This is a genomic window from Anaerobacillus alkalilacustris (assembly GCF_001866005.1).
Classification (GTDB): Bacteria; Bacillota; Bacilli; order Bacillales; family Anaerobacillaceae; genus Anaerobacillus; species Anaerobacillus alkalilacustris.
On sequence record NZ_MLQR01000043.1, the window covers coordinates 1 to 24,983 of the forward strand.

The window sequence follows — 24,983 nt, forward strand, 5'->3', positions numbered from 1 at the left end:
TGTGACCGTCAAGTAGAAATGAACACTTTTCGCTGATTTATTTTGAACATTTCATCCCTTAAAAATGGAAGTTCGGTGTTTCATTCGATAACTATCATCGGTGAACTGGATTATTTCGGCACGATGAATAATTCTATCCAATATTGCAGTTGTAATTGCCGGATCACCGAGAAGTTCTCCCCATTCACTTGGGCCCTTATTTGAAGTCAAAATGATAGAGGAGGAATTATATAAATCGTTAATTAAATGAAAGAATAAATTTGCTTCTCGTTGATCCATTGCCATAAACATTAAGTCATCAATTATCACTAAATTTGAGGTTCGTAATCTCTTTAGTCGCACCTGAGATTTCCTAGATATCTCTTCGGTTTTCAACGTATGAATAAGTTCTCCCATAGTGATAAATGTGACCTTATAACCTCTTTGAATTGCTTCAATACCTAGACCTATTGATAAAAAAGTCTTTCCAGTACCTGTCGGTCCCAATAGTAAAATGTTATAAAGTTGATCAATCCAAGTTAGTTCTCTTAGTTGGTTGAATTGCCGTTGACTTAATGAATTTTGTTCATTTAAGTTAAACTCATCTAAACCTTTAACATAAGGGAAAGCTGCCCATTTCAAGCGTTTTTCAAACATTTTTTCTTCTCTGCGCTTTTGTTCGTACCCCATAACTTCAAATAAAAACTTTTGATAAGATAACTCTTTGGTTTCAGCCTTTTTGATTAGTTCGGGAAGGCATGCTGCGGTTTCTGCTAATCTTAAGGTTCGAAATAAATCTTGCAATCCTTTTAATTCAGTCATCTTTAGTTCCCCTCCATAATTGAGATGTAGTCGTCAATATTCCGGAGAACTGGCTTAACATGAATAGTAGCACTTCCTTGTACATGTAATGGTTGAACAACCTTATCATTGGCGGTTGATACTGTATTGTTTACTTGTCGTTGGCGTTTGACGTGTTCTAGCATATCAGCGAATTCAGAACCGCTTAACAATTTCAAGTTCATACACTTATGTAAAGCTTCATTTTTCTCTTCTGCCGATGCCTGATCAATATATTTAGAGATTAACTGAAGTTGATCACGAATATACCTAGGATTTTTTTTTCGAACTCTACCAATATACTTAGCGGCTAGTTTTTTATCCTCAAATTGATTAGCTACTAAATCAATGAATTCAGCTATTCCTTTATTTCGATCCCGGGTATGCTTTCGGTCTTGTATAAGCTTCCCAACCTCCAGGGAGATTTCATGTTCCCCGATCATTTCGCCTGTTTCTTGATCTATAATTTTTAGCGTCTGTTCTTCTACTAATAATGTAACAACTGTTCCAAATGGAGAATATGTTCCGAGAGGAACACTATAGCGATTTGATTTAAATAGAATAGTATTGTCCTTACGAACAGTCCTTGTTATACTTGAATTAAGGTTTGTATATTTTTGCTTATTGTTGTTGGTCGCATCAATAAGCGGAAGGGCTGGTCGTAAATGTTTCTTTTCTTCTTGAAACACTTCGACTGGTCTTTTTTTCGTTATATTATGGACCTTACCATTCCCAGTTCTCTCTAACCAACGAAGGCACTGCTCGTTCCAACTATCACAATTAGTAAAAATGCGAAACTTTGCGAAGTTTTTCTTTACAAAACCTACTACATTTTCAATTCTACCTTTACTTTGAGGATCAAACGCCCTACACATATATATTTTCAGTTGATGCGAGTGACGAAAGACTTCAAACTCTTTTGTCATGATAAGATCACCATAGTTTTCACTAACAATAATAATTCGATCTTGATCGTACACGATTTCATAAGGTATTCCACCAAAGTATTGAAAAGCGTTTTCATGAGCCATAATTAAATCCTTTGTAGTAAAAGGACGATTTAACCACTCAACATATTTGTACCTAGAGTTAGATAAAACAAATGCTACAAAGTATAGTTTCACCATCTTTCCTTCCATAGTTTTTACCTTTATTTGTCCAAAATCTACTTGTGCCTGTTGCCCCATTGGCGTATCTTCAATCGCCTGAAATTGCCTTTCTTCCTTAGTTCTAGGGAGATCATACTCTTTCCTCAAATTGCGAACATAACTCCTAACGCTACTTTCCCCGACTTTAAACTCTGGGAAGCGATCTTGAATCCAATCAAAAATCTGTGCAGCACTGACATCCGGAAACTCTCTAAGCCAATTAAGGATCATCCCTTTAAACACATCTAACTTTTTTCTCCTCGTCTTACAAGAAGCTAACCAAATGCTCATTTCATCAGGAGACATGTTTAAGTACTTATACAATGTTCCTCTTGAAATATTAAACTTTTCTGCAACCTTTGCTTTTGAGTACCCTTGTTCTAACATTCGTTTAATTTCCACATACTTCAACCACTTTTCCACCTTTCAAAGCCCCCCGACAGTTAAATAATATAAAACTATCATACTGTTAGAGGATATTTTGGTAAATAAGTGTTCAAATTTATTTGTCGGAAACTGTCTATTTTAGTTTAGCAGTTACACATCAGGAGACATGTTTAAGTACTTATACAATGTTCCTCTTGAAATATTAAACTTTTCTGCAACCTTTGCTTTTGAGTACCCTTGTTCTAACATTCGTTTAATTTCCACATACTTCAACCACTTTTCCACCTTTCAAAGCCCCCCGACAGTTAAATAATATAAAACTATCATACTGTTAGAGGATATTTTGGTAAATAAGTGTTCAAATTTATTTGTCGGAAACTGTCTATTTTAGTTTAGCAGTTACACTTAGTCGATCTTGAACTTTATTTCGTAAATGAAGGTTTAGAAAACGACTTGTTTTTACATACCCTCTGAAGTAGCAGTGAAATTCTGTAAAGGTACCATCATTGTTACCGAATTCAATTTTAATATTCCTTTTATGCAGTTGTTGCTTAATTTCAAATAATTCTTTACTGATAGAGCCAATAGAAGAATGGATAAGTTGAATGTAAGGTTCTTTTAGTTTTAAAAAAGATTTTTCAACAATGAGTAGGTCATTTTGCAAAACTTTACGAGCAAATGACAGGATAATATAGGCTTCAAAAAGAATTTCTTCTTGTTGAGATAAGCAATTCACTATTCATTCCCCTTTCGATAGAACTTACGTTCGTATATATTTTAATTGATTAAACATTTTTTTGCAACATAAAGAAATGAAAAAATGAACGAATGTTTGTTTTGACGCGTATCATAAATTGTGCAAGGGAATGAGGCTTTTATCTTTGTTCATAACTCCTTGTTATGATCGACTTCCACCGCAGCCAAAATTGATTTTATATGACTTTAATACTTTGTTTGATTGTGGTATTTTAATAACAATGTCACTTATTTTTGTTGAAAGATTCTCCATTTGTATGAACCTAAGATCTAGCGGTTGACAACATTGGAGGTGTAAAACATGTCGGTGATTAAAGTCATCGGTGTCTTTTAAGAAAATAATAAAATGATAAAGGAGTAGTTATATCATGCGTTTTGTTAATTATTTATTATTAGGGATTTTCATGCTTGTTCTTATTTCTGGATGTGGACAAGCAGCTCCGGACGTACAGCAGGAAGAAGTAATTGCAGATGAATATCCTCAACTTATTACGGAAGTTCAATCGGATGAGAAGCTTGTTAAAATGGTAACGAGTAAAGGTAATATTACAATTAAATTATTTCCGAAATATGCCCCATTAGCTGTTGAAAATTTCTTAACTCATAGTGAGAATGGCTATTATGACGGTGTTATTTTTCACCGTGTCATAGAAGGGTTTATGGTGCAAACAGGTGATCCAGAGGGTACCGGTGCAGGTGGAGAGAGTATTTATGGTGAGCGATTTGAAGATGAATTTTCGCCGGCACTAGCTCATTTTAGGGGTGCCTTATCAATGGCTAATGCTGGTCCTAATACGAATGGAAGTCAGTTTTTTATTGTCCAAAGCAAATCCTTTCAAGGAAGTTCAGCAATAGACTTTTCTGAAGAAGCGCTAGAGCATTATAAACAATATGGAGGCACACCACATTTAGATTATCGCCATACCGTCTTTGGTCATGTCATTGAAGGTATCGATGTGGTAGATGCTATTGCAGAAGTAGAAGTTGGACAAAATGATCGCCCTAAAGAAGATATAACGATAGAGACAATTGAATTATTAAACTAAGAAAACTTGTTGTACTTGAGTGAATTTCATAATACCAAAATGGAGCCACATAAATCTATATCTAGTTACGAACAGGTTCAACGTAACTAGATATATTTTCTTAGGGGCGAGAATAATGAATTGTGAATTTATTAACTTAAAAATTATAAAAAGAAGGCTTGTGCTAATTTATTTGGCAAAGCCTTCTTTTTTACATAATCAGAATTTATAAATTTCTAACTTTGAAACTGTCTAGCTCCAGGCACCTTGCGCTTTTCTTATACGATCAAGACAAAAAAGACTTTTTTGGTTAATCAGTATAAGAGAAATTCACTATAAGTTTAAACTAGATTAAACGTTATTATAAAGAGTTACAAAATTATTAATTCGTTCACAATAAATTCACTAATATTTGGATATTATTATGTTTAGATTGACATTACTTCTTGTGTCGGTGTATTATTTAATTAATACAGTAGGTCACGGGTACGGTGTGATTGTACTTATGGAGGGGATATTACTTGTTAACACCTGTTGTTTCAATAAAAAATGTTACGAAGAAAATAAAAGGCAAGAAAATTATTGATGATCTAAGCTTTGATATTTATCCTGGTGAGGTTTTTGGTTTTTTAGGACCAAATGGTGCTGGAAAAACAACGACAATTCGAATGTTAGTTGGCTTAATCTCAATAACTGAAGGTGAAGTGCTTATTAAGGGGAAAAATGTGGTTAAAGATTTTGAAGGTGCCATTTCAGAAATTGGGGCAATTGTAGAAAATCCAGAGATGTATAAGTTTTTATCTGGATATCAAAATTTAGTTCATTATGCACGTATGGTCGATGGCGTAAGTAAAGAAAGAATTAATGAAGTAGTAAATCTAGTTGGACTCAGTAGTCGAATTCATGAAAAGGTAAAAACATACTCATTGGGGATGAGACAGCGCTTAGGTTTAGCGCAAGCCCTGTTACATTCACCATCAGTATTAATTTTAGATGAACCAACGAACGGTTTAGACCCTGCAGGGATAAGGGAAATTCGTGACTATTTAAGAAAATTAGCTAGAGTTGAAGGACTAAGCGTCATCGTATCTAGCCACTTGTTATCAGAAATGGAATTAATGTGCGATAGAATCGGAATTATTCAAAATGGAAAATTAATTGGTGTTCAAACAGTTAATGAGTTTATTAATGGTGAGAAAGAGCTTGTCGTACGTTTTGAAGTCCATAACACAAAAGTAGCATCACAAGTAATAAAGGAAAACTTTCCAAACTATTTAGTTAAAGATACTGGGGAGTTCATTGAAATTACGTTAGAGAAGGAAAGTATACCACAAGTCAATCAAGTGTTCGTTACTAATAATGTGAAAGTTTACAGCATTTCAAATACAGTAAAATCTTTAGAGGAGAAATTTTTAGAAGTGACAGGTGGTGAATTAAATGTCTAACTTACTGCGACTTGTGCAAAATGAAAATATGAAAATTTACTATCGTTCCGGAACTTGGGTAATGTTTGGCATTTTGATTTCAATTTTGCTCATTATTGGGCTATTCACAAAGTTTATTTTAGAAGCCCCTGCATACGATTCATGGCAAGAAGCAGTAATGCTTGAGAATATGAACATGCAGACAGTTATTAATGATACTACGATGCCAAAACCAGTATTAGAAAGGTATGAAAAAGATATTGCTTTAAATGAATATCGACTCGCCCACGATATTCCCCCGATTGAGACTAAAAGCTTTTGGGGATATATGACCTCAACTGTAAATTTAATTAGTGTTATTACGATGTTTACGATTATAGTTGCAGCGGGGATCGTTGCAGGTGAATTTTCTTGGGGAACGATTAAATTATTGTTAATCCGTCCTGTATCAAGAACAAAAATCCTGCTATCTAAATATGTAGCAACATTTTTGTTCTCATTATTAATGCTGCTAGGATTATTTTTATTTTCATTTATAATTGGTGGAATTTTATTTGGGATTTCAACAATCACTCAACCATACTTGTACATTGCACAAGGAGAAGTTCTTGAACGTAACATGTTTAGTCAATTATTAATGTTATATAGTTTAACAAGTGTTGAATTATTAATGATGGTGACGTTCGCCTTCATGATCTCAACAGTATTTCGAAGCAGCTCTCTAGCCATAGGATTAGCTTTATTTTTAATGTTTACAGGAACCCAACTTGTTCACGTACTTAGTCAATATGAATGGGTAAAATATATATTATTTGCTAACACATATCTTGTTCAATATATTGAAGGTACACCGATTGTAGAAGGAATGACTTTTCAATTTTCAGTCATGGTGTTAGTTTTTTATTTTATTCTCTTTAATACATTATCTTTGTTAATTTTTAAAAAACGAGATGTTGCTGCGTAACAATATGGTAAAATAAAGCAGATTGCTAAAAGGATTATGGATACTTATCAAACAGTCACTCTTTGAAAATAGGTGGTAAACAGGAGTGTGATAAGTATTTTTTACCTTTTTTCACCAAAGTTAGTTCCCTTTAAAAGGAGGTATTGTGCATTGTATGAATGTATCCTTTGACAATTCAAAGCCAATATATTTACAGTTAATGGACTACTTTTTCCAACAAATATGTAACGGTTCTATAGAACCAGGTGAAAAATTACCATCAGTTAGAGAAACTGCAGTAGAAGTTGGAGTGAACCCAAATACTGTTCAAAGGACATATGCTGAAATGGAAAGATTACAAGTAGTTGTGGCGAAAAGAGGCCAAGGATCTTTTGTGACAGAGGATAAGACAATAATTAAACGACTGCGTTCAGAGATCTCGGAACAATATGTCGGTAAGTTTGTTACTTATATGAAAAATAATGGTTTTACTGAGGAAGAAATCATTGAACAAGTGAGTGTAGCCCTTAAAAAGTCGTTGTGATAGAGGTGAAAACATGGAAAAAATTATTACATTCTCGGATGTTTTTAAAAAGTATGGGTTAACAATAGCATTAAACAATGTCAGTCTTCAAATACCAAAAGGTGGAATTATAGGTTTAGTTGGATCAAACGGAAGTGGAAAATCAACGTTATTAAAGCTTACAGCGGGATTATTAAAAAAGACTTCAGGTGAAATTACTGTATGTGGAGAGAAAGTTACGAGATTGATAGCGAAAAAAGTAGCATTTCTTGCAGAGGTAGATTCACTCTATGAATTTTTTACAGTAAGTGAGACAATTGCTTTATCAAGCGATGTTTTTGATGACTTCGATCAAAAAAAAGCAATAGAAATTATTGAAACTCTTAATGTAGATCAACAAAAAAAGGTTGGGAGCCTCTCAAAGGGTAACCGAGCTAGAGTGAAAATTGCCATTACTTTAGCAAGAAAAGCTCCATTACTTATCATGGATGAACCTTTATCAGGATTAGACCCACTTGTTAGGGAAGACATAATAAAGATGATTGCTAGGTATGTGGAAATGGAAGAACAGACGTTACTAATTTCAACGCATGAAGTAACAGAAATAGAACCCCTATTAGATTATGTAGTATTAGTACGAGATGGAGAAATAATGTTATCTGAAAAGGTAGAAGATTTGAGAGAGAAAAAAGGGCAGAGCGTGTTAGACGCAATGAAAGAGGTGTTACGATGAGTTGGTTGACCTTGTATAAAAAGGAAATCCGATTAACCAAAACAAAGTTCCTTTTGAACATTATTTTCTTACTTATGGTAGCTGTGTTGTTTTATGTTCTTATTGAAAGATACAGCCCAATGTTTATAATGTTAACAATACCTTTAATTATCGTACATTTATTTTACTTGTTTTTTGCGATGATAGATTCTCTGAGGTTAGAGTGGAAACAGAAAACATCGTTTTTTTGGTTGAATATCCCAAGAAATGGTTGGGAATTATTGTCTGCAAAATTTTTAGCTGCTACCACCCAGCTTTTCGTTTCATTGCTGACAACATTTATGATTATATATTTTTTGCTAAAGCAAAGTTCAGGAAAGTTCTCAGATCCAACAATTCCACAATTTTTATTTGAACAATATCAGTCTTTTTGGTGGATCCTTTTCTTTGGTATTTTTGTAGGTTCACTTCAATTCGGTGCAGTTTCAACATTCATTTTTATGATGTCGAAATCAATTCGAAAGTGGGGCTGGTTAATAGGTGTTGCTATTACATTAGGAGCAGGGTGGCTTTGGTCTCGTTTTCAAGAAACGGTAATATATAAAGGGATTACAGAATGGGGCGTCATTTTAAATACTGATACGATAATGAATTCATTCATCATCCATATTGATGAAATCGGTGGAGATCCGACTTTGGACATGGAAGCAGCTACAGAAGCAGTGCTCTATATTGGTACGACAGTTGTTGATATAGTTGTTGTAGTGGCTGTTTTATTCATTTCTTCTTGGCTTTTGGATAATAAAGTTGAAGCCTAAATAAAAAGAAAAAACAAAAGGTATGACGAAATAGCTAATCGTATTGTAAAATGATAATGCTTAAAAACCATCAGTTGCATTGATTAATGCTGCTAATGGTTTTTATTTTATATATTATTTCAATAGCATTGCATAAATGTTATTTGAACTCTTAAGAGCCAAAAAAGTAAAACGTGAATAAAAGGTGGCTCTGTCCGTTTGGTGATATCATACATTTAGTCCTAGGCCGACGAACGATATGGTAACTTTTATGGTATTGTACGTCCTTCTAATCTTCTGATCCATTTGTAGGAAGGCTTCCATAACAGTCGTTTTAGCCAGCGGCTGATCTGAAGTACTTTTCTTAAGACGCAACCTCATAACTTAAAGAATTGGTAAAGAAGGGTAGATGAGCGTACACAGTTTTAAATTAAGCTTTATTGTGAATATATTTTTACGAATTGCTAATTGAATGATAAAATTAATAATTGATATTAGATATAACGACTTTAATCGATAAAAAACATGCTATAATGAATAAATCAATGAAAAATAACAATTTTTTGTATAATGAAATTAGGAAGGATTTAAAATGGATACCAAAGTAATGATACAAGACATAGTCATAGCACATCATAGTCTAAAGGATGTAGTTGTTCATACTCCTTTACAGTATAACGCAGTATTATCTGAACGATATGGATGTAATGTATTTTTGAAAAGAGAGGACTTGCAAGTAGTCCGATCATTTAAAATTCGTGGTGCTTTTCATCTTATTCAAAGCTTAACAAAAGAAGAACTTGAAAATGGTGTAGTTTGTGCAAGTGCAGGTAATCACGCTCAAGGTGTTGCCTATTCATGTAAACATTTAGGTACTTTCGGTAAGATATTTATGCCTAAAACGACACCAAGGCAAAAAGTTACGCAAGTAAAGCGTTTTGGTGGTGAATTTGTCGAAGTTGTTTTATGTGGTGACACGTTCGATGATGCATTTGCCGAAGCAATGGAATATTGCGTTGCAAATAATAAAACATTTATTCATCCTTTTGACGATAAGAGAATTATTGCAGGGCAAGGGACAATTGGAATGGAAATAATGGATGACATGGACGAGCCTATCGATTATTTACTTATGTCGATTGGTGGAGGTGGCTTATCATCCGGAGTTGGGACCTATATCAAGGGGGTTAGTCCATCGACGAAAATTATCGGAGTAGAGCCTGAAGGGGCTCCAGCGATGAAAAAATCACTTGAAAAAGGTGAAGTCGTTCCACTAAAAAAAATTGATAAATTTGTAGATGGAGCTGCTGTAAAAAAAGTTGGGGAGCTTCCGTTCTCGATATGTCATTCACTATTAGATGATGTGATTATTGTTCCTGAAGGAAAGATTTGTACAACCATTTTAGAGCTCTATAATGAAAATGCAATTGTTGCAGAGCCAGCTGGAGCACTGCCGATATCAGCTCTACAATTTTATAAAGAAGAGATAAAAGGAAAAAATGTTGTTTGTGTGATAAGTGGTGGTAATAATGATATAGGACGGATGCAGGAGATTAAAGAACGTTCCCTTATTTATGAAGGTTTACAGCACCACTTTGTTATTAATTTTCCACAACGCGCTGGGGCTTTACGAGAATTTTTAGATAAAGTGTTAGGTCCGGATGATGATATTATTCGCTTTGAATATGCGAAAAAAAATAACAAAGATGATGGACCAGCTCTTGTCGGTATCGAATTAAAAAGAAGTGAAGACTACAAAGGTTTACTTCTTCGAATGAAAGACCATGAAATCGAGTTTATCGAAGTAAACAGAGATGAGAATTTATTTAATCTTTTGATCTGAGTGAATGAAGCTATTAATGGTTTAACTGTACAAACTTAGCTATATCTAGTAGAGGCTTGATTTACCTTGATATAGCTAGTTTGTTACAACTAATATTATATATGTAAGTGAATGTTTATAATAAACGAGCACTAAGAATCTATTCAATCTTTGAATTAGTGTTGCTTTAGAATGAGGAGGAAATGAGATCATGTCTAACGATCCTAAAGGAATTTTATTAGAGAGTGGAACGAATGAATTAGAGGTCATTGTTTTTTCTATTGGTCAAGGTGTTTTTGGAATAAATGTAATGAAAGTACGAGAAATTATTAATCCTCTACCTGTAACAAAAATGCCCAATGGTCATCCTAATGTTGAGGGAATTATTAGACTTCGAGACGAAGTGCTACCAGTTGTTAATTTAGCTAAAGTCATCGGCTTTCCTCCATCAGAGTCTCCTGAGCAGGATAAACTTATCGTTGCAGAATTGAATAAAATGAAGGTTGCTTTTCATGTACATAATGTATCAAGAATTCATCGAATTTCATGGGAACAAATTGAGAAGCCTACTAAACTTTCACAAGGATTAGAAGGGTCAACAATTGGTGTTATAAAAATGGAAGATAATATGATCTTACTATTAGATTATGAAAAAATTCTAGTTGATATTAGTCCTAGTTCAGGTATAAATAAGGAAGAAATTAAAACAATGGGGCCACGTGAACGCTCATATAAAAAAGTAATGATCGTTGAAGATTCGCCAATCTTACGAAGATTACTTGAAGATACGTTAGTGACTGCTGGGTACGAGAATTTACAATTTTTTGAAGATGGGAAACTTGCTTGGGATCATTTAGAGAAGCTAGGGAAAGAAAAATTGTTCACTCAATTGCCAGATGTGATTATTTCCGATATTGAAATGCCGAAAATGGATGGACACCATTTAACGAAACGCATTAAAGAGGATAAATTACTGAAGGATATACCGGTCGTTATTTTTAGTTCATTGATTACTGGAGATTTATATCATAAAGGTGAACAAGTAGGTGCTAATGCACAAGTGAGTAAACCTGAAATTGTAAATTTAGTCGAAAACATCGACAAGTTATTAACGTAAGAGGAGGAATTTTGAAATTTTCTACTTACGAGTTCTAAAATAATATTGGAAAAGGAGTATGATTACCAAATTCATACTCCTTTTCCAATGTTATTATTAATTATACCTAATAATAGTTAAAAACCCATCTGGGAAAAGTTCGAAATAGTCAGAAAAAATATTTTGTTATGCAATGGAGAAAACATCTATGATCAGAATAAATGGTCATATCGTAGTTCTCTTGTAACTATAATCCCCCTCTTAAGGGGCAGTAAGACCCCCACCTCTAAGCGTAGCGTAGGTGGGATTTTCCAATGTTTCAGCTTGATGAAACGAGTTCACCAGTTTTTAATATGAGATAAGCGAGAATAAAAATGCTAAAAGTATCGAAACCTAACTAAACGATTATGTAGTTTTTTAGGGGGAGTTTTTTGTGAAAGGTGTTATTGCATCGTTAATGGCTATTGTACTAGCACAGTTTTTGAAAGTACCTATTATAGGCCTCAAAACGGGCGCGTGGGATTGGAAGCGAATGTTCGGTTCTGGCGGTATGCCCAGTTCTCATTCAGCCGGTGTAACTTCTTTAGCTACGTATATAGGACTGAAACTGGGTATCAGGTCTCTTGACTTTGCGATATCAATAATATTAGGTTTAATAGTCATGTATGACGCGCAAGGAGTTAGAAGGCAAGCGGGACAGACGGCGATTAAAGTAAATGAACTAGAAAAAAGAATCAATCAGTTAAACGGAGATTCAAAAGGTCCGATGTATGATCAGAAAGACACCCAAATAAAAGAAAGTTTAGGACATCAACCAGAAGAAGTGTTTGGTGGAGCGGTATTAGGGTTCTTAGTCGGCTTGTTCACATATTTTGCAAACCTAAATAAGAATTAGAAAAACTTGAGCTAATGCCAAGTTTTTCTTGATTCTTACAAAGTACATTTACATAGCTTCAGAAGTAAATTTCTTTAAAACGCTCGCAATTGATGAGTGTTTGTTTATTCTTTAATTCCAAATATACAGTTTCTATAAAAGTAGCTTCTAATCTCTAATTTAAAGTCCCTATTACTTGGAAGATAAATCAAACTTCAACAATTATTTCTAAAATAGCCATCAATAGAGAAAAATTTTATATAATAGATAATAGAAAAGCAAGAAGGAGGGGGAGAGATGGTTGTAACTGAAAGAGAACATGAGGTGTTATTATTTGAGCAACATGAGCATGCGAAAGTTTGTGGAGAGTTAGCAGAGGCTTGGCGTGAGGAATATTTTATTGGTAAAAGTAAGAGGAGATCTGTTATTTATGCAATCTATGAACATGATAATGGTTGGATACAATTGGATAAAACTCCGTTAATAAATAGAGATAGAAAAATTCCATTTTCATTTATTGATTATCCATTAACCTCAAAAATTAAAGCATACAAAAAAGGGATAGATATTATAGAAAAAAAAGACGGGTATGCAGCTTTAATTTGTAGTCTTCATTATGCTTCTTTTTTTGAAAGATATACAAATGGTAGAGGTGAAGATTTTCTAAGTTTGGAAAGAGAGCGACAAAACAAGTTAAAAGAGAAATTATATATACATAAGTCAGAAGAGGAAGATCTGTTATTTCATTATGATTTATTACAATTTTGTGATAATTTGTCGTTATATTTATGTATGAATGAACCAGGAGTAGATAAAAAGAATGAAGTGATTTGGTTTCGAAAAGGTTTCTCTCAAAGATTCGCATATAACAATAAAAAAAGAATAGTAGCTCATTGGTTAGACAAAAATACAGTTTCTCTAACAGATTTTCCGTTTAATAAAGAGTTAACGGTATCGCTGAAATATAAATGTATTCAGAAATCTCAAATGAGTAACCTTCAGGTTGAGTATAAACATCAAAAATCAAAACAGAGAATAATAACAATAGTGGGCTGTAACTAATCAAAAAGAGTAGCCAATGCTACTCTTTTTGATTAGTTTATTTCAGACTATATTCTTAAAGAAATGGTGTTTCATGTTTTGCTTTTAGAATTTTCCATCTACGTTGAACTTCGTCTTCAAATTCTTTTAGCATTGGTGCGTTACTTTCTTTTAACAAATGCTTTGTTTTACCCATCATTTTTAACCATTCAGCTAATTCAACACGCTTATTTTTTGCTTCAGGGTCATACGTAAGTGTTGTTTCACCTTGTTCAACTTCATAAAGAGGGAAGAAGCATGAATCGACTGCAGATTTCATAATTTTCTCACCAAGACGATCTTCAGACTTCCAGTTAAGTGGACAAGTGATTAAAAGTTTTCCGTATGCTAAACCTATATTTTGAGCGTACCATTGAGCTTTTGCGGCTTTTTTAATAAGGTCTTGTGGAAAAGCTTCAGTTCCTGTGAAAACATAAGGAATGTGAGTTGAAGCCATTATTTGAGCTGTATCTTTATGGTGAAACGGTTTCCCTTGTTTTGTCTTACCGATTGTAGTCGTACTAGTCATATGTCCTAGTGGTGTAGAGTAAGACATTTGTGAACCCGTGTTCATGTAACCTTCATTATCATACTCAAGGATAATCATTTTATGGTTACGTAACGCTGTACCGATAGCAGAACCCATACCGATATCCATACCGCCATCACCGGTAATCATAACGAAAGTGAAATCGTCAGAAATATCAACTTCACCACGACGCTTCATCTCGAAAAATGCTTCAACAGTACCTGAAAGTGTTGCAGCACCGCTTTGGAATAAGTTATGAATAAACGTTTGTTTGTGAGAACTGTAAGGATAGCCAGTTGTAACAACATACGCACAGCCTGTTTGTAATAAGATGACTGCGTCCCCTTCAATCCCTTTAAAGAATAGTTCTAAACCAGGGAAGATACCGCAACCAGGACAAGCGCCGTGACCAGATGCAAAGCGTTTTGGTTTTCCAGTTAAATTACGTAGCGGCGGAATTTTTACATTTAGTTTTTTTGTTTCCTCATCTTGAGTTACTTTAATTAATCCAGAATTAAATGTATTACCGTGCATTGGTTCGATGACAGGCTTTAGTTTGTTTTCAGGATTTCCAGGAACATGCCCATAATAGTCAAATGTTTTTTCAGCATATCCTTTTTCCATAGCATCAATCGTCATTTCGAAAAACTTTTCAGCATCATCTGAATAGAAGTCTTTACCGCCAACACCGAATACGCGACTAAGAACAATTGTTTGATTTTCTTTATCTTCTTGAAGTGCAGACTTTACTTCGTGAGTTAAATTCGGACCGTTACCACCGTATGAATCCGCTCTTTCGCCGACAAGTAAAGCTTTTACGTTTTTCAATGCTTCACGGATTTCTTTAGCTGGGAATGGGCGAATAATATTAGGACTGATAACACCTGCTTTAATCCCTTTTGCACGAAGCTTATCAACCACATCTTTGGCAGATTCAGCGGCTGAGTTAAGAAGGAAGAGAGCAACTTCAGCGTCTTCCATGCCATATAAATCTAACGTTTTATATTCACGCCCAGAAATTTCAGCGTATTCTTTTTGTAATTCCTCAAAAACTTGACCAGCACGATAAATAGCTTCTGATTGTTGGAAGTTGTTGTTAATTAAGTCATCACCATTCATATGAGCACCAATAGTAACTGGGTTGTTTTTGTCACCTGCTACAGGGTACCCTTTTGGAACTTCACCAACATAATCTTGCACGACTTTACGATCTTTAAAGTATTCTACTTTACGCTTTTGGTGAGACGTAAAGAAACCATCGTAAGCAACAATAACTGGAAGACGAACATCTTTATGTTCAGCTAGTTTTAAAGCAATAATGTTCATGTCATATACTGCTTGAGGTGTGCGAGCTGTTAAAATAACCCAACCAGTGTTTAGAGCATAGTACAAATCTGAGTGATCACCACGAATATCTAATGGACCACTAACTGCGCGAGTTACGAGATTCATAACCATTGGAAGGCGAACACCAGATTGAGCAGGAAGTTGCTCAAGCATATATAGGAAACCATTTGCACTTGTTGCATTAAATACTCGAGCACCTGTAGCTGCAGCGCCGAAACAAATACCAGCGGAACCATGCTCACCATCGGCGGCAATTAGTTCAATATCATGTAGACCTTGTGACTTCATTAAATCCAAATATTGTGCAACCTCTGTTGATGGAGTAATAGGGAAGTACCCCATTACATGGTAATTTATTTGTGCAGCAGCCATAGCGGCCATTTCATTTCCTGATTCGAAAGTAGTAGCTTGTTCAAACTTCTTATTATTCACATTATTTAATCTATCTTCTAAAGTAGCCATTTATATGCGCCCCCCTGCAACATATGGAAATTTTTGCGCGACACGATGAGCTTCAGCATAGCCAACTTTTTCTGTCATATCGGATAAAGCTGCTACTGGACATGCGTCAACGCATTTTAAACAGCCTTTACAATATTGATAATCTATACCAGTAAGAAACATTTGTTTTCTTCCTCGTTTGTCTTCCCCTTCTTCCCAAACAAAGCAGTAATCTGGGCAAACTGTATCACATGCAGCACAGTTAATACACTTTTCTTGTTCGAAAGAAGGTAAAAAACCTTGTCTAGAGCCACTTAAATCTTTTAAAACGCTATTTGCTTGGGCAGTAATAACTCCACCTATCTCCTGTGTTAAATAACCTAATAAAGGTTGTGGCCTAGAAAACTCTTTTCCTTTAGCATTTTCAGGAAGTTCGTATGTTTTAAAAGTTACTTCATTATAACCGCGATCAAAAGTGTGGATATTTGGTTCAACTAGGTGAGGATATTTTTTTTCAAATGTTTTTCGAATAACATTTCTCATTTCTTCTGGGTCTAAAAACTCTAATGTGCGGTATAGTGCACCAAGCATCGCTGTATTTACTTTTGTTTTTTCTTCAACTGCTATTTTAAGTGCATCTACAATTGCTAGAGTACCATAATCAAGATTGAGATCTTCTCTTACACTATCAAAATCTCTTGTACTGTTAACTAAGACAATGCCATCTGCAGGTAATCCGCTTACAACATTTACTGTTTTATAAAGAGCTTCGTGAAAAACTCCTACAATATGTGGTTGTTCGATTGGGCTGTGATCACGAATTTCTACATCGGCATCACAAAATCGAACAAAGGATTTAACTGGAGAACCCTTTTTTTCAGATCCGTAAGAAGAAAAGTTAGATCCGTTTAAGCCTAACCCCAAGACTCCAGCTTCAGCTAACATTTTTCCTGCTAGGTTTGCACCTAATCCCCCAATTGACTCTAAGCGTATCTCAAAAAAGCCAAGTTCATTCTTTTTTGGTAAAATAGACATGTTAAATTAATCCCCCTTTAAAAATTTGACATTACGTCTCCCTAGTTACAGTATAAACTATAAAGTATACTTTTGTCGTGTAGAAAGTCATACTTTGTTTAAAGTATTCAAAAATTTCACTGGTACAAAAAATCTGACAAGGTTAAAGCGGTTGGTAATAAAGAGTTTTAAGAATTTGTGTCTATAATACAGGAAGAAATTTGCTTTAGTACAATATGAATTCTATTTTTGAAGTAATTTATAAAAGAGGTAAGATTGTGAATAAAAATACAAATGAGGCGATCATATGAATAAACAAGTTATAGTAGAAGAAGCAGAAAAATTTGTACATTCTATTTTAAAAGGTGATAGTAGTGGACATGATTGGTGGCATATTTATCGAGTGCGAAACCTCTCGAAAAAAATCGGTGAAAATGAAGGTGCTGATATATTTATATGTGAAGTTGCAGCACTTCTTCATGATATTGCAGATGAAAAGCTTTTTGGAGATGAAGAGAAAGGATTAGAAAAAATAATCAGTTGGTTAAAGGACCATAAAGTTTCTGAGGGCGATAGAAATCACATTGTTTCTATTATAAAAACAATGTCATTTAAAGGTGGTCATAATTTGAAGGTTGAGACATTAGAAGGACAGGTCGTCCAAGACGCAGATCGTTTAGATGCTATTGGTGCTATTGGAATTGGTCGTACCTTTGCATATGCTGGGGCGAAGGGTCAGTTAATGTATGACCCAGACATTCCTGTTCGTAATGAGATGACAAAAGAGGAATACCGACACGGAAAAAGTACAGCTATCAATCATTTTTACGAAAAGCTAATAAAACTAAATAACTTGATGAATACACCTTCCGGGGAAAAAAATAGCTAAAGAGAGGCACCAATTTTTAGAAGAGTTTTTAGAGCGGTTTATGAGTGAGTGGCAGGAGTAAATCTTTTATGAATTGAGTGAATTTCATTATTACAATAACTAATTCATTCCAGCGTGAGATGGTCCTTTTTTATATGTTTCAAAGAAAATAAGATCACCTGTTTGTAACGTCTGAATATTTTGCCCGTAACTCCAAATCTCAGCTACTGTTCTCGGAAGGTTTATTCCATGCTTTTTGTAGACATACTTAAGAAATCCACTACAATCAAAGGCATTTGGAGTTGTACCACCCCAGAGATAACGAGTACCAATAAATGTTTTTGCAATGTTAATGATGCTATTACTTGAAGAAACAGACTGTTCTAACGGTTGCTCTATTGTTGACGTGTTATTACTGTTATTGTTACTATTATTTTCTGTTTTTCTTGGTCCGACACTTGATCTAGAGGGTATTTGACTTATCGGAACATTTGTTAAATGCGTAATGGTAGATGGGCCTGCAATACCATCTACCAATAATTGAGTGTGCATTTGATACTCACGTACAGCAGCTTCTGTAATAGGTCCAAAAGCACCGTCAATATTCGAATGATAAAAACCTTTATTTTTAAGTAACCGCTGTAAATCTTTCACAGCTTGCCCTTTATCTCCGTTTTGTAAAAAATCGACTTTATTAATATCGTTTTTTTCTGCTTTTTCAATCGTAGTAACAATCGTGGGAGTAGGTACTTCATTTGTATCCTCAAGTGCACTGTAAACAGTAGTATTAATATAATTGACAGACGGTTCAATATTAATATTTAGTGTAACACCTTTTAAATGTTTGTAGGTTTCTTTGCCTATAATGCCATCTATTACTAGCCCATTTTCTTTTTGATAATTCTTCACTGCACTTTTGTGCGACCTCCAAAAATACCATCGTTTTCAAAATGGTAATACCCAACACTTTTTAACATTTTCAGAATTTCTAGAACAACATCGCCTTTATCACCTTGGGAAAAGAGTTGCCCCTCTTTGATTTCTATTAAGATGTGGTCTTCTACTTCAATTTCATCAATATTTTTATTAATAAATAGAGCTGCTAAAGTCTTTGGTCCAGCTATACCGTCGACATGAAGCTTTTTTATTTTTTGAAACTGACGAATAGCAGCATGAGTTTTCACTCCAAATGAACCCTTTTCTTCAATAACATTATCTAAATCATAGTCAAGCAGCTTGTATTGAAGAGAATGAATTTTTAAATTTTTTTCACCAAACTTAAATTTCTCATTCGGACTGATAGAGAGGTTATCAATGTTCATGTCTTTGTGATTGTCTTGATGGTTGTCATTGGTGGCGATAAAGCGATACTAGCGACAATCGAAGTTAAAATCACTTTTTCACTTACTAAATCTACTTTCACCTAAAGTACCTCCTTCTAGTTAGTAAATTTACCGTGTGAATAAGAGGCAAGAAAATTCGTCAAAGCTTTAAACATTTTATGAAAATAAGGTAAAATAGAACACATAGAAGCAAGTAAAGTAGGAGGTGTAATATGAAATTCTACGACTCTACCATTAAACACCCTTTTGGACATAACTATATTTCTTTTTATGGAATTGACAAACAGTTGTTGAACGACTATAAAGTTGAAAAAATAAAAGAAGGAAATGAAGAAACGGCTGTACACGTTTTTGAGCCTGTAAGTGTTAAAGGAACGGTTCTTCTCATTCATGGGTATTTTGATCATACAGGGTCATTAAAAAATATGATAAATTTTTTCCTGAAAAAACAATGGCGTGTAATTAGTTATGACCTACAAGGGCATGGGTTGTCATCAGGGAATAGGGGGGAGATTAGTGATTTTATTCAATATGTTGAAACATTAAAAAAAGTTTTAACGTACTGTCAGCAAAGTCAGTATAAAATTAATTCAGTAATTGCTCATAGTACAGGAGCTGCAATCATTAGTTACTTTTTATTACAATCTAAGGCTAGTTTTGAAAAAGTTATCTTTTTGGCTCCTCTTGTTAGGCCAACGAAATGGCGTTTTATTTTAGCTGCATCTAAAATAGTTCCGTACTTCAAATCTAAGTTAAATCGGAAGTTCAAGATAAATTCAGGAGATAACAATTATTTGGATTTTGTGAAGAAAGACCCACTTCAATCAAAGTATATATCAATAAAGTGGGTTAAAGCTTTAATAAAATGGAATCAAAAAGTAGAAGAGTTATCCCCTTCTACACAAGACCTATATGTTATCCAAGGTACATTAGATCAAACGGTTGATTGGAAATATAATGTTTCTTATTTGAAGAAGAAATTTCCAAAATGTCAAGTAGCGATAGTTGAAGGTTGCAGACATCAAATAATAAATGATCATCAAACGATAAAAAATAAAGTTTTCAAAATTATTGAAAAGCAGATCTTTTCTTAAACAAGGTTTTCTTTAAACGTAATCTAATCACAACAGTAAGTACAAGCATAATAATAGCACCTAATAAAAGTCCTTGACTTGGCGCGACGTTTAGAGCACCAATGACAAATGAGCCGGTAACAACCCCTAATGAAAAAAAAGCATAAAATAATCCGAACGCACGTCCTCGTTCATTCTGATGTGAATGGTCAATCACAAGCGCTGTTACGGATGGGAATATACAAGCAAAACCAATACCATAAAAAATCATTGCTATAAATAATAATGTTATGTGCTGAATTAATCCAAGCATAAGCAACGCAAAGGTGACAAAACCCATCCCGATAAGTACCATGTTTTCACGCTTAACTTGATCAAAAAGGCGGTTTGTCGGTAAAAGAAAAATTAGAATAGCAGTGATTCCAAATGTACTTAATAACATGCCTGAAACTGCTATGCTATAAGGGGTCGTCTCAATTTTTAGAGGAAGCATAAAAGCTAATATTCCTAAAGTCAACATGAGAGAAAATGCCCCAATGTAAGCATTAATAAGAGGCGGTAGGCGTAAAAGCTTCCCAATGTTCTCAAGTTTTAATGTGTGTGTGTTTGAACGTTTAGGTAAATAGGTTTCTTTAAGTGTTACAATTACTATAAATGCAGTGAGTACAAATAGCACACTTATTATGTAAAAAACCCAATCAATACCTAGTGTTTGAGTGGTAATTGCCCCAAATGCAGGACCAATGATAGCTGAAATACCTACACATGCTCCTGAAAATGCCATTGTTTTTCCACGTGAGGTAGACCGTGCTTGATCACCTAAAAATGCAAATGCTGCTGGTACGAGCAAACCACCACCGATACCATGGATTAATCTTACTAAGAGTAATTGTTTTGCAGTTACTACTATGGTGTAACCTAGTAGACAAACACTGACAAATAACATTCCTATTACTAGGATTTTTTTTCTGCCAAATTTGTCAATCCACTGGCCGGCTATAATATTTCCCACCATATTTGCTAATGAGTATGTGCCAATGATTAAGCCAATTAATAGACTAGAAGCCCCAAGTTCTTGTGCGAAGGGTGCGATAATTGGTAATTGTGAAAAAGTATCTAAAAAAGCAATGATGATGATGATATAAACAAAGTACACCATTAAGTATGTTCCTCCGAATGAAAAAATAAAATTTAAGATGTGCCAGTGAATTTTATAATTACTAAAATCGAGCCACAAAATCTATATAGTTACGAATGGATCGTCGTAACTGTATAATACTTTAGTGGGAAAAATAATAAATATAAAATTCATTTATTCATTAATGTATTATACATCATTTAAACAAAAACATTAATTACCTATAATACCACCTTATAGGTAAAGTAAGGTGGTATTTACTTATTTTTACACAATTTAGTGTGTTTATTATTAAGGCATAATACAAGAGTATACCAGTTATACTCTTTCTGTTTTGACTTTACATCTAGTACCATATCTAGTAGAATTGCATACCGTAGTGATTTTCATGAGTGATATAGATTTTTTTTGTTTTTAAGGGTTATTTGGCAAAAAATCAAAAGTGGGAGGATGAGTTTCAATGATTAAAAGAACTCTTTTATTAATCGTATTAGGTATACTAACTTTTGTAGTTATCGGTTGTGGTAATGTAACTGATGAAGGTGACGCAGCTGCCGTTGTAAATGAAGAGGTTATCACTTTTACAGACTTTAACCTTCAGGTTGAAAATACAAAGCAGATGTACGAGCAACAAGGAATTGATATAGCTGAGCAGGGTGAAGAGTTTCTTGAAATGATTAAAGATAATGTTTTGAATAATATGATTGATGAAAAGCTACTTACACAAGCATCAGCAGATTATGTGGTATTAGAAGAAGAGGTTGAAGAGCGGTTTCTATCAGTGAAGTCTGATTTTGAGTCGGAAGAACAGTTTCAAGAAGCGCTAGAATTAAATAACCTCACTAATGAAACGTTTAAAGAAAGAATTCAAGAACAATTAAAAATTGATCAATTTTTATCTGAAACGATGAATGAAGTAGTAGTTACAGAAGAAGATCTTGAAGAAGCTTATGCTCAAGTTAAAGAGATGGGTGAAGAAGATTTAGACTTTGAAGAAATCAAGCCGGTTTTAGAACAATCAGTAATACAACTAAAGAGGGAAGAAGAGTTTATGAGAGTCCTTTCTCAATTAAAGGATCAAGCTGATATTGAGATCTTTATTTGATAAAAAATGGTTTCCTAATTTTAGGAAGCCATTTTTTATTCAAAAGGAAAGTATAAAATTTTGAATTTGAAACGCTTTCTAGCGCAAGTGGCTTACGAGCTCGGTCACTTCAGTCAAGCTACTGACTTCAATTACCTCTTGAAAGCCTTCGTTGATTAGCTTCATGCAGCTTTGCTTCTACGGTTACTCGTCGAACGGAAAACAATTGCTATTGAGCAAACGGAGTGGCACAGGAGCAGTTGCTCGTGACCAAGGCGCTTGCGCTTTTCTTGCAGTATCAGAATTTATAAATTTCTAACTTGGAAACTGTCTAGCTCCAGGCTCCATCGGCTCGATCACTTCAGACCTTCTCTTTCGGTCAAAAACCCGACCGCTACGAGCAGGTCTTCCAGTGTTTGTCGCCGATAGGCGGGCGCCTTGCGCTTTTCTTGGGTATGTTTTCCTTGTTATGGATTAAACTAAATAAAAATAAATAGAGGAAGGGTAATTTTATGAACATGTCAATCCAGAAAGCAATGTTAGCTATACAACAAGGGAAATTGGCAATACAGCAAGGACAAAAATATGTAGATCTAGAACAGTTTAGGCAGGTTGAGGAACAACTAATCCAAGCAAAAAAAGCGATGAATGAAGCTAAATTAAAAGGAAGTGTAAGTGAGGTGCAGTTTCTAGAAGAAGCTATCATCAGTATTGAAGATACTCTTCATCGTCTTCATCGACTTAACCATCCGCCAAACTTACAACAAGGATAAACGCCTTTTACCATAAGAGTGTGATGAAGAATAACTAAGGTGTACGACAATTAGTAAGGTGGACAATATAGACAAAATGAAAAAAACGAAGATGCTCATATCTTCGTTTTCTTTAAGCTGTTAATCGTTTCAAAGGTAATGGCATATGTTCATGTAAAATAACGATTTTACATCCATTAGAAAAGTGCTCTTTGTAGCTAATTAACAATTCATTATAAAATTCAACTAACAATCTTACATATAAAAGTATTTCCTCATCAAAAATACGTGACCTATTTATTTGAATATTTTCATATTTTTTTACTAATTTCATGGTCCTTTTAACAAGTTTCCTTGTAGTACGAATATTTGTTATGATGGGAACTTCAGTCATTAACCGGTGAATATCGGTTAATACATAACGTTTTAATTCTGTATTTATATTTGTTAAGGGGTTAATCTCTTGATCATTGAAGATAAATTGCTTTAACATAATTAGGTCAGATTTATGGACATCTTTACTAAAAGCAAGGTAAATTCGAAGTGTATTATAAGCGTCATACATAGGGTTATGTTTTTCGCCTTCAAAACGAAGATTATATAAAGCTAACGCATTTTCAACCGATGGGTTTACTTTTGCAACCCTTTTTGAAAATAGAGCTTGAAAATCAACATATCGAGATTTAATAGTAGTAATCGTTTGTTGTGGAATGTGATGACTTAATGCATCAAGTTCAAGGCGTCTTAAGTCATTATTAGACCATGAGAAAAAGCGACTTTCTTCTAAGTTCCCCACCCAGTTTAGAAATTCCTGAAAAACAATAGGAAATCGGCTAGCTTTTACTAAGTCTTCATCTTTAATTTTTGTTAAATTTATACAAAATGAACTTAAAGGTTGTAGTTGTTTTGGTTGCATATAGCGGTCAAAATAAGTAATGTCTTCTTTATTTAAGTCGTATTTTACAGCACCCAATCTGATTCCTTCCATATTAGAAAAAGGCATTCCTTCTTCACGGCAGAGCATTTCAAAGTCAAAAAAGATAAATTGTTTCACTTCAGTCAACAAACTGCCTCCTCTCTATCCAATTGCTAATTATATATGGCTACTATGATATAGACAATTATAAATTTTTCCCAAAAAATTTAACATGAAGAATAGTTGTCTATTATTACAGCCAAGAGGAGTCCTTCCTCAAAATTTCATAAGAATTTTAGGTGGGAGGTGAATTGGCGGTTTTGTTATATAATCAGAATTTATAAATTTCTAACTTGAAAGCTGTCTAGCTTGAGTGCCTATATAAATTCAATCTATAATTTAGCTGCCTCATTAAGTATAATTGCTTCTTCTTTAATTTCAACCTCCTTAATTGGCGAGACTTTATATCGACCAATAATAAACGATGCAATCACAATGCAAGCAATGGAATAAAAAGCACTATTCCATCCGACATATAATACAGCAAATAAAATTATTAATGAATCACAAACAAAAATCGTAAGACCTCGATTTAGGTTGAACTTTTTGTCTAAGTATAAAGCTAAAATATGAATTCCACCTAAAGAAGAGCCATTATTCAATACCAATGTTACCCCAATACCGATGAAACCTCCTGCTAATACTGTAGCGGTAATATCACTGATTTGAAAAGCTGGAACAATAAAGTCAAAAGCATCTCGAATAAACGAAATACCAATAATTGACAATGAACTAGATAACGTAAACCATTTACCTAATTGCTGTATAGAAATAATAAAGAAAGGTAAATTAACGAATAAGAATAATAAACCCCAAGAGAAACTTGTGAAATAAGTAAATATTGTTGCGACCCCAGCAGTTCCTCCGAAAGTTAGTAGATTTTGAGCTAAGATTTTTATACCAAAAGCTGTCAAAAATAATCCGAATAATACAATCCATAGTTTTTTGAGGAACACAGATATTACCACCCTATCATTGTATTTAATTTACTTATAGTAGTATATTGACTCAC

24 protein-coding genes and 1 pseudogene are annotated in these 24,983 nt (G+C 34.1%); 14 read left to right on the forward strand and 11 right to left on the reverse strand.

The features are described from left to right. Positions 1-51 precede the first annotated feature (51 nt). The 4 genes from istB to BKP37_RS15995 form a co-directional block, all read right to left on the reverse strand. A complete protein-coding gene (gene istB, locus BKP37_RS15985; protein WP_071310629.1) occupies positions 52-801 on the reverse strand; it encodes an IS21-like element helper ATPase IstB in 750 nt (249 codons plus the stop codon). Between the two features lie 2 nt (positions 802-803). Then, a complete protein-coding gene (gene istA / locus BKP37_RS15990) occupies positions 804-2,390 on the reverse strand; it encodes an IS21 family transposase (protein ID WP_071310630.1) in 1,587 nt (528 codons plus the stop codon). Between the two features lie 114 nt (positions 2,391-2,504). Beyond that, on the reverse strand, positions 2,505-2,639 hold the full coding sequence (locus BKP37_RS19425; RefSeq protein WP_084034787.1) for a helix-turn-helix domain-containing protein: 135 nt from the start codon (positions 2,637-2,639) through the stop codon (positions 2,505-2,507). 97 nt (positions 2,640-2,736) lie between these two features. Next, positions 2,737-3,090, reverse strand: a complete 354-nt coding sequence (locus BKP37_RS15995; RefSeq protein ID WP_071310631.1) for a YhjD family protein — start codon at positions 3,088-3,090, stop codon at positions 2,737-2,739. A gap of 388 nt (positions 3,091-3,478) precedes the next feature. On the opposite strand from BKP37_RS15995, the gene BKP37_RS16000 reads away from it, so the two are divergent. The 10 genes from BKP37_RS16000 to BKP37_RS16045 all read left to right on the forward strand — a co-directional run bounded on the left by BKP37_RS16000 (position 3,479) and on the right by BKP37_RS16045 (position 13,388). Next, positions 3,479-4,156: a peptidylprolyl isomerase gene (locus BKP37_RS16000; RefSeq protein WP_084034789.1), complete on the forward strand. Its 678-nt coding sequence runs from the start codon at positions 3,479-3,481 to the stop codon at positions 4,154-4,156. Positions 4,157-4,656: 500 nt separating this feature from the next. Further along, the gene (locus BKP37_RS16005; protein WP_071310632.1) at positions 4,657-5,580 is read left to right on the forward strand and encodes an ABC transporter ATP-binding protein; all 924 of its coding nucleotides are present in this window, start codon (positions 4,657-4,659) and stop codon (positions 5,578-5,580) included. After that, positions 5,573-6,523, forward strand: coding sequence for an ABC transporter permease (locus BKP37_RS16010; protein ID WP_071310633.1), 951 nt, complete (start codon positions 5,573-5,575; stop codon positions 6,521-6,523). Before BKP37_RS16005 ends, BKP37_RS16010 begins: the two co-directional genes overlap by 8 nt. Positions 6,524-6,677: 154 nt before the next feature. After that, the gene (locus BKP37_RS16015) at positions 6,678-7,046 is read left to right on the forward strand and encodes a GntR family transcriptional regulator (RefSeq protein WP_071310634.1); all 369 of its coding nucleotides are present in this window, start codon (positions 6,678-6,680) and stop codon (positions 7,044-7,046) included. 13 nt (positions 7,047-7,059) lie between these two features. Beyond that, positions 7,060-7,758, forward strand: coding sequence for an ABC transporter ATP-binding protein (locus BKP37_RS16020; RefSeq protein WP_071310635.1), 699 nt, complete (start codon positions 7,060-7,062; stop codon positions 7,756-7,758). After that, positions 7,755-8,555: a hypothetical protein gene (locus BKP37_RS16025; RefSeq protein WP_071310636.1), complete on the forward strand. Its 801-nt coding sequence runs from the start codon at positions 7,755-7,757 to the stop codon at positions 8,553-8,555. The genes BKP37_RS16020 and BKP37_RS16025 overlap by 4 nt, the downstream gene beginning before the upstream one ends. Positions 8,556-9,126: 571 nt before the next feature. Further along, positions 9,127-10,377 carry a threonine ammonia-lyase IlvA gene (ilvA, locus tag BKP37_RS16030; protein ID WP_071310637.1) on the forward strand — a complete coding sequence of 417 codons (1,251 nt, stop codon included), beginning with the start codon at positions 9,127-9,129 and terminating at the stop codon, positions 10,375-10,377. Between the two features lie 190 nt (positions 10,378-10,567). Beyond that, positions 10,568-11,473, forward strand: coding sequence for a chemotaxis protein (locus BKP37_RS16035; RefSeq protein WP_071310638.1), 906 nt, complete (start codon positions 10,568-10,570; stop codon positions 11,471-11,473). 412 nt (positions 11,474-11,885) lie between these two features. Continuing rightward, positions 11,886-12,347: a divergent PAP2 family protein gene (locus BKP37_RS16040; RefSeq protein ID WP_281243086.1), complete on the forward strand. Its 462-nt coding sequence runs from the start codon at positions 11,886-11,888 to the stop codon at positions 12,345-12,347. A gap of 276 nt (positions 12,348-12,623) precedes the next feature. Next, the gene (locus tag BKP37_RS16045) at positions 12,624-13,388 is read left to right on the forward strand and encodes a DUF3891 family protein (RefSeq protein ID WP_071310639.1); all 765 of its coding nucleotides are present in this window, start codon (positions 12,624-12,626) and stop codon (positions 13,386-13,388) included. Positions 13,389-13,443: 55 nt separating this feature from the next. Here the strand turns inward: BKP37_RS16045 and BKP37_RS16050 are convergent, their stop codons facing one another. After that, complete coding sequence (locus tag BKP37_RS16050) at positions 13,444-15,744, reverse strand: thiamine pyrophosphate-dependent enzyme (protein WP_071310640.1); 2,301 nt, start codon at positions 15,742-15,744, stop codon at positions 13,444-13,446. Beyond that, positions 15,745-16,758 (reverse strand): 2-oxoacid:ferredoxin oxidoreductase subunit gamma family protein, encoded by a 1,014-nt coding sequence (locus BKP37_RS16055; RefSeq protein WP_071310641.1) that lies wholly within the window; start codon positions 16,756-16,758, stop codon positions 15,745-15,747. A 286-nt stretch (positions 16,759-17,044) separates the two neighbouring features. Between BKP37_RS16055 and BKP37_RS16060 the strand changes: the two are divergent. Beyond that, a pseudogene (locus tag BKP37_RS16060) lies at positions 17,045-17,687 on the forward strand (HD domain-containing protein). Between the two features lie 38 nt (positions 17,688-17,725). On the opposite strand, the gene BKP37_RS16065 reads toward BKP37_RS16060, so the two are convergent. Beyond that, the gene (locus tag BKP37_RS16065) at positions 17,726-18,514 is read right to left on the reverse strand and encodes a C40 family peptidase (RefSeq protein WP_071310642.1); all 789 of its coding nucleotides are present in this window, start codon (positions 18,512-18,514) and stop codon (positions 17,726-17,728) included. Then, the gene (locus BKP37_RS16070; protein ID WP_071310643.1) at positions 18,511-18,927 is read right to left on the reverse strand and encodes a peptidoglycan-binding domain-containing protein; all 417 of its coding nucleotides are present in this window, start codon (positions 18,925-18,927) and stop codon (positions 18,511-18,513) included. Before BKP37_RS16070 ends, BKP37_RS16065 begins: the two co-directional genes overlap by 4 nt. Before the next feature lie 233 nt (positions 18,928-19,160). On the opposite strand from BKP37_RS16070, the gene BKP37_RS16075 reads away from it, so the two are divergent. Next, a complete protein-coding gene (locus BKP37_RS16075) occupies positions 19,161-20,042 on the forward strand; it encodes an alpha/beta hydrolase (RefSeq protein ID WP_071310644.1) in 882 nt (293 codons plus the stop codon). Here BKP37_RS16075 and BKP37_RS16080 read toward each other — a convergent pair. Then, complete coding sequence (locus tag BKP37_RS16080; RefSeq protein ID WP_342707802.1) at positions 20,017-21,207, reverse strand: MFS transporter; 1,191 nt, start codon at positions 21,205-21,207, stop codon at positions 20,017-20,019. The two genes, BKP37_RS16075 and BKP37_RS16080, sit on opposite strands and share 26 nt — an antisense overlap. Positions 21,208-21,619: 412 nt before the next feature. Between BKP37_RS16080 and BKP37_RS16085 the strand changes: the two genes are divergently transcribed. Beyond that, a complete protein-coding gene (locus tag BKP37_RS16085) occupies positions 21,620-22,264 on the forward strand; it encodes a SurA N-terminal domain-containing protein (RefSeq protein WP_071310646.1) in 645 nt (214 codons plus the stop codon). Positions 22,265-22,755: 491 nt separating this feature from the next. Beyond that, positions 22,756-23,016, forward strand: a complete 261-nt coding sequence (locus BKP37_RS16090) for a hypothetical protein (protein WP_071310647.1) — start codon at positions 22,756-22,758, stop codon at positions 23,014-23,016. 112 nt (positions 23,017-23,128) lie between these two features. Here the strand turns inward: BKP37_RS16090 and BKP37_RS16095 are convergent, their stop codons facing one another. Next, a complete protein-coding gene (locus BKP37_RS16095; RefSeq protein WP_245712552.1) occupies positions 23,129-24,049 on the reverse strand; it encodes a 3'-5' exonuclease in 921 nt (306 codons plus the stop codon). A 254-nt stretch (positions 24,050-24,303) separates the two neighbouring features. Further along, positions 24,304-24,927 carry a YitT family protein gene (locus BKP37_RS16100; protein ID WP_071310649.1) on the reverse strand — a complete coding sequence of 208 codons (624 nt, stop codon included), beginning with the start codon at positions 24,925-24,927 and terminating at the stop codon, positions 24,304-24,306. Positions 24,928-24,983: the final 56 nt, after the last annotated feature.

Coding starts and splice junctions, on each gene's coding strand:
- istB (WP_071310629.1), bottom strand. CDS start 801: ATGACTGAATTAAAAGGATTGCAAGATTTATTTCGAACCTTAAGATTA.
- BKP37_RS16000 (WP_084034789.1), top strand. CDS start 3,479: ATGCGTTTTGTTAATTATTTATTATTAGGGATTTTCATGCTTGTTCTT.
- BKP37_RS16010 (WP_071310633.1), top strand. CDS start 5,573: ATGTCTAACTTACTGCGACTTGTGCAAAATGAAAATATGAAAATTTAC.
- BKP37_RS16015 (WP_071310634.1), top strand. CDS start 6,678: ATGAATGTATCCTTTGACAATTCAAAGCCAATATATTTACAGTTAATG.
- BKP37_RS16020 (WP_071310635.1), top strand. CDS start 7,060: ATGGAAAAAATTATTACATTCTCGGATGTTTTTAAAAAGTATGGGTTA.
- BKP37_RS16025 (WP_071310636.1), top strand. CDS start 7,755: ATGAGTTGGTTGACCTTGTATAAAAAGGAAATCCGATTAACCAAAACA.
- ilvA (WP_071310637.1), top strand. CDS start 9,127: ATGGATACCAAAGTAATGATACAAGACATAGTCATAGCACATCATAGT.
- BKP37_RS16035 (WP_071310638.1), top strand. CDS start 10,568: ATGTCTAACGATCCTAAAGGAATTTTATTAGAGAGTGGAACGAATGAA.
- BKP37_RS16045 (WP_071310639.1), top strand. CDS start 12,624: ATGGTTGTAACTGAAAGAGAACATGAGGTGTTATTATTTGAGCAACAT.
- BKP37_RS16050 (WP_071310640.1), bottom strand. CDS start 15,744: ATGGCTACTTTAGAAGATAGATTAAATAATGTGAATAATAAGAAGTTT.
- BKP37_RS16055 (WP_071310641.1), bottom strand. CDS start 16,758: ATGTCTATTTTACCAAAAAAGAATGAACTTGGCTTTTTTGAGATACGC.
- BKP37_RS16070 (WP_071310643.1), bottom strand. CDS start 18,927: ATGAACATTGATAACCTCTCTATCAGTCCGAATGAGAAATTTAAGTTT.
- BKP37_RS16075 (WP_071310644.1), top strand. CDS start 19,161: ATGAAATTCTACGACTCTACCATTAAACACCCTTTTGGACATAACTAT.
- BKP37_RS16085 (WP_071310646.1), top strand. CDS start 21,620: ATGATTAAAAGAACTCTTTTATTAATCGTATTAGGTATACTAACTTTT.
- BKP37_RS16090 (WP_071310647.1), top strand. CDS start 22,756: ATGAACATGTCAATCCAGAAAGCAATGTTAGCTATACAACAAGGGAAA.